Origin of the sequence: Nocardia sp. CA-135398 (assembly GCF_050955845.1) — a bacterium.
Lineage (GTDB): Bacteria > Actinomycetota > Actinomycetes > Mycobacteriales > Mycobacteriaceae > Nocardia.
Genome location: NZ_CP192084.1, coordinates 7,339,580 through 7,353,867, shown reverse-complemented (window position 1 = coordinate 7,353,867; position 14,288 = coordinate 7,339,580). Strand labels below are relative to the sequence as shown.

Sequence of the window (14,288 nt, the reverse complement as noted above, 5' to 3'; positions counted from 1 at the left end):
CAACGACCGGGTGGGCGAGTCGCTCACCCGGTCGTCGCGGCTCTAGCGCGAGAGTGCTCGGGCGCAGTGATCGCGAATCAGCTGTCCTATCGGGTGGCGATTCGAATCGATGAAGAAATGACCGCCCGGAAATGATTTCGCGAAGAAGCTTCCAGTGGTGTGCGCGCCCCATTCCTCGATTTGCGCGAGACTCGCATCGGGGTCACGATCGCCGACAATGGCGACGATAGGGCTGCTGACCTTCGCGTCCGCACTGCACTCGTAGTTCTCGATGGCTCGGTAGTCGTTCCTGACGATCGACAGGATCAGCTCGCGAAATTCAGGATCCTCGAGCAACGCCGATGGTGTGCCGCCGAACCGCACCAGGTGCTCACCGAGTTCTCGATCGCTCAGCAGGTGCGTTCGCAGCTCGGGTAGCGCAGCCGAAGGCGCGCGCCGACCGGAGGCGAACAGCACCCGCGCGCTCGCTCCCGATTCGTGCTCCAGCCGCCGGCATGCCTCGAAAGCTACGACAGACCCCATACTGTGCCCGAACAAGGAAAAGTCCTGGGCATCCCCGACTGCTGCTTTCAGCTCGGGAAGTAGCCCATCGACGAGGTCCGCGATATTGTCCACCAGCGGCTCGAGTCGTCTGTCTTGTCGCCCCGGATACTGGATAGCGAAAACCTCATACTCCGGCCCGACGCGTTCGGCCAATGGGCCGAAAGATATGGCGGAACCGCCGGCATGCGGAAAGCAAACCAGTTTATGAGATCCAGCCGTCCGCGCGGGAGACAGGCGACGTAGCCAGCTGTTACCCATGAGCGAGGCGCACCACCGAACTCCAAGGCTGCCGCGAATTTTCGATCGGCTTGCGGGGATCCGGCTGCGGGAAGAGCATGAACGGCTTCATGAACCAGGGCAGCCGGTGGAACCGGTGTGCCGCCGGGACTATAGGTTCCACCTCGTCGGCCGTCCAGCCGAGGTCGGCGAAGAAGCCCAGCGGATCGACCGGACCGAACCGCCAGGGGGCATTGGCCAGCAGTTCGGCGGTTGCTTTGCTCATCCGCTTCACAACCGCCTGGTTATTGACATCCAGTGCCCACCAGGCGATTTCAGGTCGAGCCAGCGCGGCGGCCAAGCTGGTGACATCCTCGTCGCTGAGATAGTAGACCAGCCCCTCGGTGAGTACCAACGCCCGATGCGCACCGTCGAGGGCCGCGTCCAGGAACTGCTCCCGTACCTCGGGATCGGCGAGATCCACCGCCGTGCGGGTGAGCGCGCATCGCGGCGCCTCCCCCTTCAGCAGCTCGTTCTTCTCGGCGACCAATTCGGGGAGATCGGCCTCTGTCCAAGACAATTCGGTGGGCAGATCCAAACGGTACGGGCGAGTATCCATCCCCGCGGCCATATTGACCACCCGATCGCAGCCTTGCGCGATGGTCTTCAGGATCAGGTCGTCGATGAGTTTGGTCCGCGTGGTCAGGTTCCAGCCACTGCGCATCAAGCGCGGCGTGTGGGCGGCTATGGCGCGGCCCCGCTCCCCGGCGACTCGGTCGGCGAGGGGATCGTGAAAGAGGGCATCCGGTCGCGCGGATTCGGCGGCGCGGAAGGCGGCCACCCAGCGGGCGGTGTCGGAAACGTTGGTAACTAGTTCAGCGGTCTCAGCCACCAGTGCAGTCTTGCACAGCGAACGAAACGGTGCTCACGACCGCGGGGCGCGCAAGACCGGTACGCATGCGGCGCCTTCTGGGGTCAACCGCCGCGGGAGCGCGAACGCGCCCGCGGCGACGGCGATCAGAATGCCGACGGCCCACCACAGGGTTTGGGCGAACGTGCGAGACATATTGTGCGCGTTGGCTTCTAGCCCGGCCTTGGTGAGTGCTTGCGCTAGTGCATCGGGTTGTCCGGGTGCGGACTGGCAGCTGGACGGTATGGCGGTGGGGTCGGTGGCGGCGGAGCGGTCGTGTACGCAGGCACGGAATTGGGTGAGTATCTGTTCGCGGGCGGTGGCCGGGATGTTCAGGTCGGTCAGTCGCTGTTGGAGGGCGGGGATGGCCGCGGTGGTGCCGTCGGCGGACGTGTTGTCGAGTTGGGTGAAGAAGAACACCCCGGCCAGCGCGACACCCAACGCCATGCCGACCTGCTGAATGGTCGACAACTGTCCGGACGCGGACCCGGCATCGTGGCCGGGAACCCCGGACAGGATCAGATCGACGGTAGGGGCGGCGAAGAGTCCGAACCCGAATCCGCTGATCGCGAGCGGCGCGAACATCTGCGCGGAGGTGATGCCAGAGCCGTAGTGCGCGGCCAGGTATAGGTATAGCCCGAACCCGGCGGCATTGATCATCGCGCCCGCGAACAGCACCATCCGCCCGTAGCGCGGCACGAATACCTGCACACTGGTTCCGGCTCCGGCCGCAGCGGCCACCGCGAAGGGCGATGCGCTCAGCCCGGCCCGCAGCGGCGTCCAGCCGAGCCCCGCTTGCAGATACAGCGTCCACACCAGGAAGTAGCCGCCGAGTGCGATCCAGAACAACAGCCACACGGCCATCCCGGCACTGAATGTGCGCTCCCGGAACAGATTCAGCACCACCAGCGGCGATCCGACCGTCGCGCTCCGGCGCCGCTCGTAGCTGACGAATACCGCAAGGAGCAGTGCGGCGGCGGCCATCAGCGCGAAGGTCCACACCGGCCAGCCGAGGGTGCGTCCCTCGGTCAGCGGATAGACCAGCAGCAGCACCGCGGCGATCGCGAGGACGGTGCCGAGCGGATCCAATCGATCCGCCGTGGCCGAGCGGGACTGCCGCACCAGCACCATCGCAGCGGGTATGGCGAGCATCCCGACGGGCACGTTGACCAGGAAGATCGGCCGCCACGCCATGCCGAAAAGGTTGGCCTGCACCAGGATTCCGCCCACGATCAATCCGGCCACCGATGCCGAGCCGAGCACACCGCCCCAGATCCCGAACACCTTCCCGCGTTCGGCGGCGGGAAACGATACGTGCATGATCGCCAGGATCTGCGGGATCATCAGCCCGGCGGTCGCGCCCTGGACTATTCGCGCGGCGATCAGCCACGTCGGGCCAGGGGCGATTCCGCATGCCAGCGATGCGAGCGTGAACAGGGTCAGGCCGACGAGCAGGATGGTTTTGCGGCCGAGCAGGTCGCCGAGTCGGCCGCCGGTGATCAGCATCGCCGCGAATCCGAGCAGATAACCCGACACCACCCACTCCAGATCCGCGTAGGGTGCGTTCAGATCGCTTTGGATCGTCGGCAGCGCCACATTCACGATCGTCACATCGAGTAGATCCATGAATCCGGCCACCAGCAATACCACCAGTGCGAGCCAGCGCCGCTTATCCGGCGTCGGCTCCCGTGTCGGGCGCAGTTCGGATGTCGTGTGCATCAGTTCGCCCTTCTATCCGAGATGGGACCGCGGGCGTGTCATGTCACCGCGGTTTCGTCCGTCATAGATATGACGGAGCCCGACCCGTCGACATGACAGGCGAATCGGACGGAAGGAGACCGCCGATGACCGATGAGACCCAGTGGCTCGCGCAACGCTTCGAAGACCACCGCGCCCACCTCAATGCCGTCGCCTACCGCATGCTCGGCTCCGCTAGCGAGGCCGATGACGCCGTGCAACAGGCATGGCTGCGACTGGACCGCGCCGAAACCGAAAGCGTGCGCAACCTGCGCAACTGGCTGACCGCGGTCGTCGCCCACATCTGCCTGGATATGCTGCGCGCCCGCAAAGCCCGCCGCGAAGACCCGGTCGGCGCGCTACCGACCGATCTCCCCGCGGTGCCCGCGGACGCCATGGATCCGGAACAAGAGGCGGTGTTGGCCGACTCGGTCGGGCTCGCACTACTTGTCGTGCTCGACACCCTCGGTCCGGCTGAGCGACTGACTTTCGTGCTGCACGATCTCTTCGACCTGCCATACGCCGAACTCGCGCCCATCCTCGGACGCACGCCAGCCGCTGCCGCACAACTGGCCGCCCGCGCCCGCCGCCGCGTCCGCGGCGCACCCCTGGCTGAGACCGGCCGCATCGCCGATGAACGTGCGGTTGTCGATGCCTTCCTGCGTGCCGCCCGCGCCGGTGACTTCGACGCGCTGATAGCCGTACTCGACCCGGAGGTCGAACTGCACGCCGACGCCGTCGCCGCACCCAGCGGACACCCGATCCGCATGAGTGGCGCTCGCCGCGTGACTTCCAGCGCCCTGATGTTCTCCAGCCGGGCCCGCTACACCCGACCGGCACTGATCGACGGCCATATGGGACTGGTGGTCGCACCCAATGGAAATCTGGAGTGTCTGCTCGCGTTCACCATCACCGGCCATCGGATAACCACCGTCGACATCATCGCCGACCCGAACCGTCTGGCTGCCATCTCCCTCGCCGTTCCCGACGAGACATAACCGAAGAGGTACCGCATCAGGCCTCGGGTCAGGGCTGTTCGAGAGGTCATGGCTGTGCGAGATTCGGAAGCCTACCCGCGTCCGTTCGGAGCGGAGGCCCGTCGAACGGTCGTCCGCATCCGAATCGCTTCGGCGACTTCATCAATCGCGGTGCGAATCATCGCCCCGTAACCGTCCTCGCCGAGCGCATCCATACACCCGCGCGCCGCATCGATCTCGCACTGCGCCGCATCGAACGAGCCGAGCCGACGATAATTGTCCGCCAGATTCAGATGCAGCGACGGATAGAAACCGCGCACATCCAGATTCGCATCGTGGCGATGCAACCGCTCATCGGTCAGACTGTCCGCCGCATCCAGCGCCCGAACATCCCAGCAAAGCGCCTGGGCCGCATCGTCGTACAGATCCGCGAGATAGTGCGCCAACGTGCACCGATGCAGCGGATCGCCCTGTGGACCGATCGCCGCCCATATCCCGAGCAGTGCCTCCCGCGCGGCTTCGGGCGAGCCTGTCCGCCCGAGCTCGACCGCCTGTGTGATGGCGACCATGGTTTCACCAGCGGCATTCATGCGCCGTACTCCTTCGAATTCAGCACAGCAGTTGGCATTACCAGCGTGGTCAGCTCGCCGTCCGTCGCGGAACGAACGACCACGGGTGCGTCGGCCGCAGCGATATCGAGCATGACTTCCGGACCGATCGCACTCACCAACGCGGGCCGTAATGTGGTGGGGGAGAAGGCAATATCGATATTTGGTCCCGTGACGGCTGCCGGAATGCGCAGGCTCGAACTCGGCTGTGAATCGGGAGAACGAGGTGAATCGAGCAAGAGGTGTCCACCGCAGGTCACGAGGCCGGGTCCGAATTGCTCATCGCACGTCACGAAAAGCCCAGACCCATTGACCGAGAACACAACCGGTGAAGCGCCGCCATCCTCTAACACGGTGAGCAACGCATCACGCCCCACCACCACCCGCGTCCGAATCGCACCCAGCCCCGCCAGCATCGCCCGATAATCCGGAAACGCCTCATCGATGGTGCCGCACCGCCGCTCGGATCCGTCGTTGGCCGAGACGAGTGCGTTGTCGGTGGCATGCCCGGGGGTGGAGGTGAGTGCGTTGTCGGTGGCACGTCTGGAGGTCGAGACGAGCGCATCGTCGGCGGTATGCCCGGGAGTGGAGACTGGCGCGTTGTCGGCGGTACGCCGGGAGGTCGAGACGGGCGCGTTGTCGGTGGCACGTCCGGGGGTGGGAACGGGCGCGTTGTCGGTGGCACGTCCGGGGGTGGAGACGAGAGCATCATCAGCGGCACGCCGGGGGGTGGAGACGAGTGCGCTGTCGGTGGCACGCCGGGAGGTCGAGACGAGCGCGTTCTCGGTGGCCTGCCCGGAGGTCGAGACGAGCCCATCATCAGCGGCACGCCCGGCGGTGAATACGAGCGCTCCACCAGCGGCACGCACGGTCACCTCATCCAATCCTCGCAGCCAGGATGCGATTCCACCCAACTCACCCGCATCGACAACCGCCGACCACGCCGCACCGCTCGGCCGCACCGGCGCCATCGCCCGCGTCGAAAGCCGATAACGATCGGTGGCCGTCAACGTGACCGAATCACCATCCGACTCCACCAAAACCCCAGTCAGCACTGGTATTTCGCGATCCAGAGCCGCCGCCGACCGCACCTGCTCGATGGCCGCCGCCAACACCGCCGCCGACAACACCACGCCCGCTCCGATCTCCTCCTTGATCACCCGCGCAACCGCGGCAGCCTCCCGAGCCCGCCGCGCAAGCTCCGCCACATGCTCGTCGAGCAACCGCTCGGCCCGCGCACCGTCCGCGTTCAAAATTTCCGAAACAACCTCGAGTGGCACCCCGATGCCCCGCAGCCGCCGAATCATCACCCCGCGCTCGATCTGCGCATCGCTGTAGTACCGATACCCGGTCAGCTCATCCACCCGAACCGGAACCAGCAACCCGCAATCGTCGTAGAACCGCAGCGCACTTGCCGTGAGCCCACAGGCCCGCGCCAACCCGCCGATCGTGATCAACCCATCGCCCGCCACCCGCTCATCATGGAGTGTCAGGTAACTCGAAGGTCAAACGGGCGATCAGGACCGGTGCACCGGCCCGTGTGCGTCGGCGCAGTGCGCGTCGTCGGCGGAGACCTCCAGGTCCGACGAGTGATCCACCTGCAAAGTCGTATGTGCCAAGCCGAATTCGTCGTGCAGCACGGTCTCGATCGTCGATCGAATCGCATGGCAATCGGCGGCGTCGTCGACGAGGACATGCGCCGACAGCGACGCCTGTCCGGAGGTGATCTGCCAGACGTGCAGATCGTGGACCTCGGTCACCTGCCGGACCGCGACGATGCGCGCTCCGATGGCGTCGGGATTCAGATGGGCGGGCGCGGCTTCCAGGAAGATCCGCCCCGAGTCCCGAACCAAGGACCAGCCCGCCTTGATCATCAGCGCCGCGACGACCAGCGCGGCGATCGCATCGGCACGGGCGAATCCGGCCAACCACACCACCGCGCCCGCGATGGCGGTCCCGATGAAGGCATAGAGGTCGTTGAGGATGTGCTGGAACGCGCCCTCGACATTCAGGCTGGTCCGATTGGCGCGGCTGATGCTCCACGCGGCGGCGATATTGACCACGATCCCGACCAATGCCGTGATCAGTACCAGCGGCCCTTCGACATCCGGCGGATTTATCAGCCGATTGATGCCCTCGTACACGAACCACGCCGCGAGCAGCAGCAATGTGATCCCATTTGCCTGTGCCGAAAGGATTTCGACCCGCTTGAACCCGTAGGTGTACCGCCCATATGCCGGACGCCGAGCCAACCGGATCGCGATCATCGCGAGCACGATCGAGGCGGCATCGGTGAGCATGTGCGCGGCATCGGAGATCAGCGCGAGCGATTGTGCCAGCAGACCGACGACCACCTCGGCCACCATGAACGCGACGATCAAGCCGAGCGCGATGGCCAGCCAGCGCGGATTCGAATCCGCCGAGACGCCGTGGTCGTGGCTGTGGGCGTGTTTGTCCGAATGGTCGGAGTGCGCGTGATCATGATCGGTGTGCTCGGCTTCGCTGGCCACCATTGCCGACCGCTTCGGCGACACGCACTGCTCGCCCATAGTCGAACGCCCCTTCCGCTTGATAATGCTGCCGTTCGACAGCGTAGCGGATCTTGCAATCATGCGCATGTGTGAATATTTGTCACCCTCGTAGCCGCAGATCAACAGTGGCGAATTCGTGATCATTCGGACCGACCGGCCCGACTACTATGCGGACTGCACCTCTCGGTGATCAACAACGCGGTATCCGGCGGTGCGGACCTGGATCGGGTTGGTCCGATGGTGAATGCAGAGGGGATGCGATGGACAGGCCTGCGTGGGCGCCCGAGGGCGTGGATATGCAACAGGCGAGCCCGGCACGGATGTATGACGCCTTGCTCGGCGGCTCACACAACTTCGAGATCGATCGCAAGGCCGCCGAGGCGGGCAAGCAACTGGTGCCCGACCTGCCCCGCCTTGCGCTGAGCAACCGGGCCTTCCTGCGCCGCGCTGTCCGCTTCCTCGCCGACCAGGGGGTGCGTCAGTTCCTCGATATCGGTTCGGGCATTCCGACCGCGGGCAATGTGCACGAGATCGCACAGTCGGTGGACCCGGAGATACGCGTGCTCTATGCCGATATCGATCCGGTCGCCGTCGCCCACGCTCGCGCGATCCTGCTGCACAACGACAAGGTCGCGGCCATCGAAGCAGACCTGCGCAAGCCCGACGAGCTGCTGGCCCGAGTACGCGAGACCGGCCTCATCGATTTCGAGCAACCGGTCGGGGTGCTGCTGGTGGCGGTGCTGCACTTGCTATCCGACGACGACCGGCCGGTCGAGAAGGTGCGCGCCCTGCGTGCGGCAGTCCCCGCCGGAAGCTATGTCGCGATCTCGCACCTGACATCGGAGTCGCGCCCCGAGGATGCGGGCAGGCTCGGCCGCAATGCGGCCAATGTGACCCGCGTCGGCATCCACTTCCGCTCCAAGGACGACATCTCCGCGATGTTCGACGGGTGGGAGCTGGTCGAACCCGGCGTCGTCGAGCTACCCGCGTGGCGGCCGGAATCCGAGCGCGACCTATACGAGACGCCGGGCCGGTCGCTCGGCCTGGCGGGCGTCGGCCGGAAGGCCTGACCGGAGCCGTGGCAGGGGGTTCGTGTGGGGACGCGTGAGCTGGCAATGCGATGGGCGGACGCGCTCGACGGCGCTGTCGCTCCGATCCTCACCCGAAGCCAAATCGAAACTCTGCTAGCGGAACTCGCCGATGTGCTGGTCGCGGCCCTGCGCGGGACGCGAGAGATCACGGTCGCTCAGGACGCCGCCGCGGTGCTCGTCGCGGCTAATTATCGTGATCAGATCGCCGTCAGCCGTTCGGTTCTGGTTATCTGCCGGGATATGGTTCGTGAAATCTGCCCCACCGGAACCGAATCCGATTACGTGGTAGTTCGCGAGCGTGCGATAGTTGTCGCTGCCGAGTTCGCCGCTGGCTTCACCTCAGCGCTGCGGAACGCGGCGTTAGGGGAGCAGGAAACCACACTCGCAGCGGCGTTTTCGGCCGCGCAGGAGGCCGAGGTGCGAAGGCAATTGTCGGAGGCCAGGTTCGAAGCGGTCTTCGCGGGAGCGTCGGTTGGGATCGGGACGGTCGACGTCACCGGTCGGGTACTGGAGGTGAACGCGGCCATGGCCGATATGCTCGGACTACCCGCGGCCATGATGCCCGGTCGGTCGGTCGCCGAATTGCTCGGACCCGCGAATATCGGTGACGCATATGCCAATTTGGAGCACCTACTCAGCGGTCGGACCGACCGTTTCCGCCTCGAAACCGACCATCTCCGACGTGACGGCACCATCACCAGTATCGATCTGTCCATGTCCGCGGTCCGCGACAGCAGTGGGCAGGTTCGCTTCCTGATCGGCGTCGCCGTCGACGTCACCGAACGCAAACAACTGGCCGACCAGCTGTGGCACGACGCCAACCACGACAGCCTGACCGGTCTGCCCAACCGTGTCCTCTTCTTCAATCGGCTGGCGAATGCCATTCCGCCAGTTGGTGTTTGCTATCTGGACCTCGACGGGTTCAAGGAAGTGAACGATGTGTGGGGGCATACGGTAGGGGATCGGGTGCTGCGCGACGTTGCCCAGCGGCTGCGTGTCTCCGTCGAATCCGTCGGCGGACTGGTCGCGCGAATCGGCGGCGACGAGTTCATCGTACTCGTCGAGAAGTGCACGGGCACAGAGCAATTGGAAGCAATTTCCGGGCTCCTGCTGGACGGCCTCGCTACCCCGATGCAGGTGGCCGGACGCCCCGTGGTCGTAGGTGCCAGCATCGGAACGGTTTTCGTCGAAGACCGCCCCGCCGACATCGACGAAATGATGCACGCCGTCGACACCGCGATGTACCGCAACAAGACCGCGGGAGGACGCCGACTCCGGCATTAGCTACCAACGGAAGGTCACGATGTTCGCGATATCCCTCGGTGCGGACGGTGCCGAGTTGCGTCCGCTCGAACCGCGGCATGCCGTGGAGTTCCTGGAACATATGGACCGTGGGCGCGAGTCCATCGGGCAATACATCAAAGTTGCCGACGCCGTAGCGGATCTGGAGTCGAGCCGCGCCTACCTGCGCGAGTACGCGGAGAAGGCGGCGGCCGACACCGGCCGGATCTATGGGATCCGGCTGGACGGCAAGTTGGTCGGCAGCGTCCTGTTCCGGACGATGGATCTCGCGCTTGGCGTCGCCGAGGCGGGCTGTTGGTTGGAACCCTCGGCCGCGGGCCGTGGCCTGGCGACCCGGGCCGCCCGCGTGATCATCGACTGGGCAATCCGAGAGCGCGGCATCCACCGGGTGGAGTGGCTGGTCGCGTCGCCGAATCATGCCAGCATCGCGGTGGCGCGGCGGTTGGGAATGACCAAAGACGGTGTGCTGCGGGAGTTCTACCCGCATCGTGGTCAACGATTCGACGTGGAGGTCTGGTCGGTGCTGGCGCCGGAGTGGCTAGCGGTCGGATAGCGCTTCCAGCGTGCTGGTGCCTGCCTGTGCCACCACCGCCCCGTGCTCGCTGATCAACCACCGCCCGCAGATGCAGCGCAGGTAGCTGGTGGCGCCGTGTGACGACACGACGGTAGGGGACGACCAGGAGCAAGACGGGCAGGTAGCGATCATGCGTCCAGCCTGGTGTAATGGCTCAGTGCATTTCAACCCTTACGGAGGCGCGGCGGCCGAACTCGCCGCCCGACTGGTGAACGCGGACCCGCGGCACGACCTGCTGCAGCTGCTCGCCGATTCCGGATACAAGCCGCTCGGCACCCTCAACGCCCGGCAGACCGCCGAGCTGCGCCGCTGGATAGTGCGCCTCGACGAGGTCTTCACCGAACCGAGCGTCGACCTGCTCAACGCCCTACTTGCCGAGACCACCAGCCAGCCCTACATCTCCACGCACGACGGCCGCGCACCCCACCTGCACTACGCCCGCGAGGATGCCCCGATCGACGAGCGCGTCAAGGCGTACACCGCCGCCGGGCTAGCGGAGCTGTTCTGTGCGGACCCCGGCCGTATCGGACGCTGCGCTCGTGAGGGGTGCGGTTCGGTCTTCGTCGATACGTCGCGCAATGGTCGACGTAGGTTCTGCTCGACGCGCTGTTCGAATCGTGTCCATGTGGCGGAACATCGGGCGCGCTCGGCGTGAAAGTCCGCTGTCAGACCGTCAGCCGCACAGGCAACGCAACCAGTCCATGCGAACGCCACGACGCGCGATACTCCAACTCGGACTCCGGAACCGACGGCCGCACTTGCGGATACCGCACGAACAACTCCGGGACGACGGCATCGACAATCATGTCGCTGACCTGTGCGCCCAGGCAATAATGCGGCCCACGCCCGAACATCAAGCTCGCCCGCCCACCACGAGCCGGATCCGAATCCGCGCCGAACAACGAGAGCAATACGGTGTCACCCTCGGGAATCAAGCGGTCGCCGATCGTCAGATCCGCAACCGCGAACCGCCGAATCGCGAACGGCAGGGGATTGGCGGCCTCCATGGTTTCTGCCCGCCGCGCCGACCAGACCGCCAACGGGTCATCCGATCCGAGTAGCGAGGCGAATATGTTGCCGCACAAATGAACCGCATTCTCCAGCCCCGCCAACATCATCAAAAACGCCAGCGAAATCAACTCGTCCTCGGACAACAAGTCCGCGTCATCCCGCGCCCGCACCCACCCACTGATCAGATCATCCGCGGGCTCATCCCGCTTGGTCCGCACCACGCTCGTGAACGTCCCCGCCGTCCACTCGACCGCATCCGCCAGCCGGACCGCGGACTCCTTCGACGAGGCATCGAACGTCACCATCGCAGCAGCCGCGTCCCGCAACTCCCTATACCGATCGGCAGGCACACCGAGCAACTCACCGATCACGAGCGCGGGCACCGGAACGCAGAGCCGTTCGAGCAGATCGACTGTGCCACCGCCCTTTTCGGCCAGGTTTTGAAACGTGGCCGCACTGATACGCTGCACTATCCTCCGAAGCGAATCGGCCGATCTACGCGAAAACGCAGGAGCCGCAAGCCGCCGCAGCCGCCCATGCTCAACGCCATCCACATTCAGCAGATTCCGATCCAAGACCGACGGCAACGAAAATCCCGAATACCCACCCCCGGAACACCGCTTATCCACACTGAGCCGCACATCCCCCAACAACTCCGCCACCTCGTCATACCCACTGACGATCCAAACCGGTTGCCCACCAGGCAGTTCAGCCTTCCGAACGGCCCCCCGCCACCCACCATGCTCCCGCCACCGAGCTCGACCAGAGATCCCAACCGGACACGTCTCCACCACAACTCCTCCCTACCACCCCGACGAGGATATTGCGTCGGACAAGCCAACGGATGCTGGCGAAGATCGCCGCCCGGGCGAATACCAATCGCAGAATGAAAAGAAGTGCGCATGGTGCTGACTCCACTGCGATGCCGCTTTCGTCGATCATGACAGCGCACCCTGAACCACAACGGGCAGCCGATTGTCAGGAGCCGAATGAACGTGAGGATGTGGTGCCTACGGCACGCCGAATCGGAGAACGTCACTGCGGGTATCGCCGGAGCCGTACCGCGATCGCCGCTGACCGACCGTGGCTGTCGACAGGCTGCCGAGACCGCCCGTGTCCTGAGCGGCGAGCCGATCGCTCGGATCTATTCCAGCACCGCACTTCGCGCCCAGCAGACGGCTGCGTTTATCGCATCAAGACGGAGTCTCGACGTCGTCACGGTAGCTGACCTGGCCGAAGTCGGCATCGGCGAGTACGAGGGGACTACTGATCCGACAGTCCGGAAACAAACCGCGGAAGTCCTGCGGGCCTGGATCGTCGAGCACGATCTCGAACAGCGAGTAGCGGACGGTGAGTCGGGGCGAGATGTGTTCGCTCGCATGGCCGCGACCTTCCGTCAGATCGCAAGTGCCCATCCGGGAGAGACCGTCACGGTTGTCGGCCACGTGGCGAGCCTTACTGTGACAGTTGCGCGGCTATGCGCCGTCGGCTCCCGTGTCTGGGGAACACCGCTACCGCACGCCGAGCCGTTTCTCGTGGAATGGGACGGCGGCACCTGGCACTGCCCATCGTGGCCTACGTAGCCGAGCAGGTTTCATCACGCACCCACCGAAGACAGCGATATCGGTGATACGTTCTGCCGCCGCACCTTCCGTGCAACCCAGTGGGAGACATATACCGTGCATCGACTTGGGCGCCCAGAGAACTCTAGGGAATGAGCGAACGGAGTTGGTTGATGGCTGTTGATGAAGGTGGGCCTTCCCCCTATTACGAATCGCCACCGAGTCGCGACTCCCGGTACGTGCTCGGGGTACCGTCGGGGCCGAATTCCAGCCCGGCGAAGCCGGTGGGGTAGTCATCGGGTTCGTAGAGGAAACGGATCACCGTGCCGTCCGGGTCGCTGATGTCGAGTGCCGCGCCGTACGGTCCGCGGTCGTGGATCTCGCTATGCGATGCGCCCAGGCGGTCGGCGCGTTCGATCAGTTTTGTGAAGGAGTCGAGTGAGTCGACTCGCAGGGCGAAGGCGTCGAAGTCGTTCAAGTGCGGACGGCTGGCGCAGTAGAGGCGTTCGCGTAACGCTATGTGCAGGTCGGCATTTGGCTCGAGGAGGACGACGCCACGTACGGCGCCGTTCTCGAAGAACTCGAAGGCGGGTACCAGATCTAGGAGTTCCCGGTACCAGGCGACGCTCTTCTCGAGGTCGGTCACGGGCAGCTTCACTTGGCGGATCTTGGTGATTCCGATGGTCATCGGTGGTGTCCTCCGCGTCGGCATCGAATGGAATTACGCTACTCGCTGAGACCCGTTCAGGGGCTGACGCCGTGTCTTGATCGGACTCGGGGCGCGAGACGGGCCCTCCGTCGTTACCGAGCTTTCGGGTTGCGGCGTCGAGGAGGCTTGGGTCCGCGTAGATCTCGGCGGTGTGGCGCCATTCGACGAGTAGCTGGGAAACCGGTGCGAGGTTGTCGATCGACACCGATGCTTGCAAGGTCGAGACCAATTCGCGGAGCAGGTTTTCCACCGCGCTCTCGGGCAGGAACATCGTCCGTGGAGGCGCCGACGGGAGGACGCGGCGCAGCATCGGCGGTCCTTCCCACATCATGTACGAGCCCGGATAGGAGTCTTGCCGAGAGGTCGACGACTTCATCTTCCTGAGTGGCGCGCTCTTCGAGCGCCGCGACCAACCGTCGTTCGAAACCGGATTGTTATCGCAAACAACAAATATCTTTGCGAAACGGCTGTGCTTCGGGTCACAGTAGAATATGTTGTGTCGCACAACATTCGCTCT

15 protein-coding genes are annotated in these 14,288 nt (G+C 65.0%); 6 read left to right on the top strand and 9 right to left on the bottom strand.

Annotation, left to right across the window (positions count from 1 at the left end; translation table 11 throughout):
- Positions 1-42: 42 nt before the first annotated feature.
- From ACQP1T_RS32875 to ACQP1T_RS32865, 3 genes are read right to left on the bottom strand one after another with little or no spacing between them, the layout of a single operon-like run.
- Entirely contained in the window at positions 43-801 is a 759-nt protein-coding gene (locus tag ACQP1T_RS32875) for a thioesterase II family protein (RefSeq protein ID WP_433756912.1), read from the bottom strand.
- Positions 794-1,651, bottom strand: a complete 858-nt coding sequence (locus tag ACQP1T_RS32870; protein WP_433756911.1) for a class I SAM-dependent methyltransferase — start codon at positions 1,649-1,651, stop codon at positions 794-796. Before ACQP1T_RS32870 ends, ACQP1T_RS32875 begins: the two co-directional genes overlap by 8 nt.
- 33 nt (positions 1,652-1,684) lie before the next feature.
- Positions 1,685-3,388, bottom strand: coding sequence for an MFS transporter (locus ACQP1T_RS32865; protein WP_433756910.1), 1,704 nt, complete (start codon positions 3,386-3,388; stop codon positions 1,685-1,687).
- A 125-nt stretch (positions 3,389-3,513) separates the two neighbouring features.
- Between ACQP1T_RS32865 and ACQP1T_RS32860 the strand changes: the two genes are divergently transcribed.
- The gene (locus ACQP1T_RS32860; RefSeq protein ID WP_433756909.1) at positions 3,514-4,404 is read left to right on the top strand and encodes a sigma-70 family RNA polymerase sigma factor; all 891 of its coding nucleotides are present in this window, start codon (positions 3,514-3,516) and stop codon (positions 4,402-4,404) included.
- A gap of 71 nt (positions 4,405-4,475) precedes the next feature.
- Here ACQP1T_RS32860 and ACQP1T_RS32855 read toward each other — a convergent pair whose 3' ends face one another.
- From ACQP1T_RS32855 to ACQP1T_RS32845, 3 genes are read right to left on the bottom strand one after another with little or no spacing between them, the layout of a single operon-like run.
- Positions 4,476-4,973: a hypothetical protein gene (locus ACQP1T_RS32855; RefSeq protein ID WP_433756908.1), complete on the bottom strand. Its 498-nt coding sequence runs from the start codon at positions 4,971-4,973 to the stop codon at positions 4,476-4,478.
- Positions 4,970-6,463 (bottom strand): MerR family transcriptional regulator, encoded by a 1,494-nt coding sequence (locus tag ACQP1T_RS32850; RefSeq protein ID WP_433756907.1) that lies wholly within the window; start codon positions 6,461-6,463, stop codon positions 4,970-4,972. Before ACQP1T_RS32850 ends, ACQP1T_RS32855 begins: the two co-directional genes overlap by 4 nt.
- Positions 6,464-6,508: 45 nt before the next feature.
- Positions 6,509-7,504 carry a cation diffusion facilitator family transporter gene (locus ACQP1T_RS32845; protein WP_433756906.1) on the bottom strand — a complete coding sequence of 332 codons (996 nt, stop codon included), beginning with the start codon at positions 7,502-7,504 and terminating at the stop codon, positions 6,509-6,511.
- Between the two features lie 278 nt (positions 7,505-7,782).
- On the opposite strand from ACQP1T_RS32845, the gene ACQP1T_RS32840 reads away from it, so the two are divergent.
- From ACQP1T_RS32840 to ACQP1T_RS32830, 3 genes are read left to right on the top strand one after another with little or no spacing between them, the layout of a single operon-like run.
- On the top strand, positions 7,783-8,592 hold the full coding sequence (locus ACQP1T_RS32840; protein WP_433756905.1) for an SAM-dependent methyltransferase: 810 nt from the start codon (positions 7,783-7,785) through the stop codon (positions 8,590-8,592).
- Between the two features lie 24 nt (positions 8,593-8,616).
- Positions 8,617-9,897, top strand: coding sequence for a diguanylate cyclase domain-containing protein (locus ACQP1T_RS32835; protein WP_433756904.1), 1,281 nt, complete (start codon positions 8,617-8,619; stop codon positions 9,895-9,897).
- Positions 9,898-9,916: 19 nt separating this feature from the next.
- Complete coding sequence (locus ACQP1T_RS32830; protein ID WP_433756903.1) at positions 9,917-10,468, top strand: GNAT family N-acetyltransferase; 552 nt, start codon at positions 9,917-9,919, stop codon at positions 10,466-10,468.
- Here ACQP1T_RS32830 and ACQP1T_RS32825 read toward each other — a convergent pair.
- Entirely contained in the window at positions 10,454-10,576 is a 123-nt protein-coding gene (locus ACQP1T_RS32825; protein WP_433756902.1) for a hypothetical protein, read from the bottom strand. The genes ACQP1T_RS32830 and ACQP1T_RS32825 overlap by 15 nt on opposite strands.
- 70 nt (positions 10,577-10,646) lie before the next feature.
- Here ACQP1T_RS32825 and ACQP1T_RS32820 point away from each other — a divergent pair, with 70 nt between their 5' ends.
- A complete protein-coding gene (locus ACQP1T_RS32820; protein WP_433756901.1) occupies positions 10,647-11,144 on the top strand; it encodes a CGNR zinc finger domain-containing protein in 498 nt (165 codons plus the stop codon).
- A 10-nt stretch (positions 11,145-11,154) separates the two neighbouring features.
- On the opposite strand, the gene ACQP1T_RS32815 is transcribed toward ACQP1T_RS32820, so the two are convergent.
- Positions 11,155-11,970 carry a hypothetical protein gene (locus ACQP1T_RS32815; protein ID WP_433756900.1) on the bottom strand — a complete coding sequence of 272 codons (816 nt, stop codon included), beginning with the start codon at positions 11,968-11,970 and terminating at the stop codon, positions 11,155-11,157.
- Between the two features lie 519 nt (positions 11,971-12,489).
- On the opposite strand from ACQP1T_RS32815, the gene ACQP1T_RS32810 reads away from it, so the two are divergent.
- Positions 12,490-13,083, top strand: a complete 594-nt coding sequence (locus tag ACQP1T_RS32810; RefSeq protein ID WP_433756899.1) for a histidine phosphatase family protein — start codon at positions 12,490-12,492, stop codon at positions 13,081-13,083.
- A gap of 184 nt (positions 13,084-13,267) precedes the next feature.
- On the opposite strand, the gene ACQP1T_RS32805 is transcribed toward ACQP1T_RS32810, so the two are convergent.
- Positions 13,268-13,750 (bottom strand): VOC family protein, encoded by a 483-nt coding sequence (locus ACQP1T_RS32805; RefSeq protein ID WP_433756898.1) that lies wholly within the window; start codon positions 13,748-13,750, stop codon positions 13,268-13,270.
- Positions 13,751-14,288 lie beyond the last annotated feature (538 nt).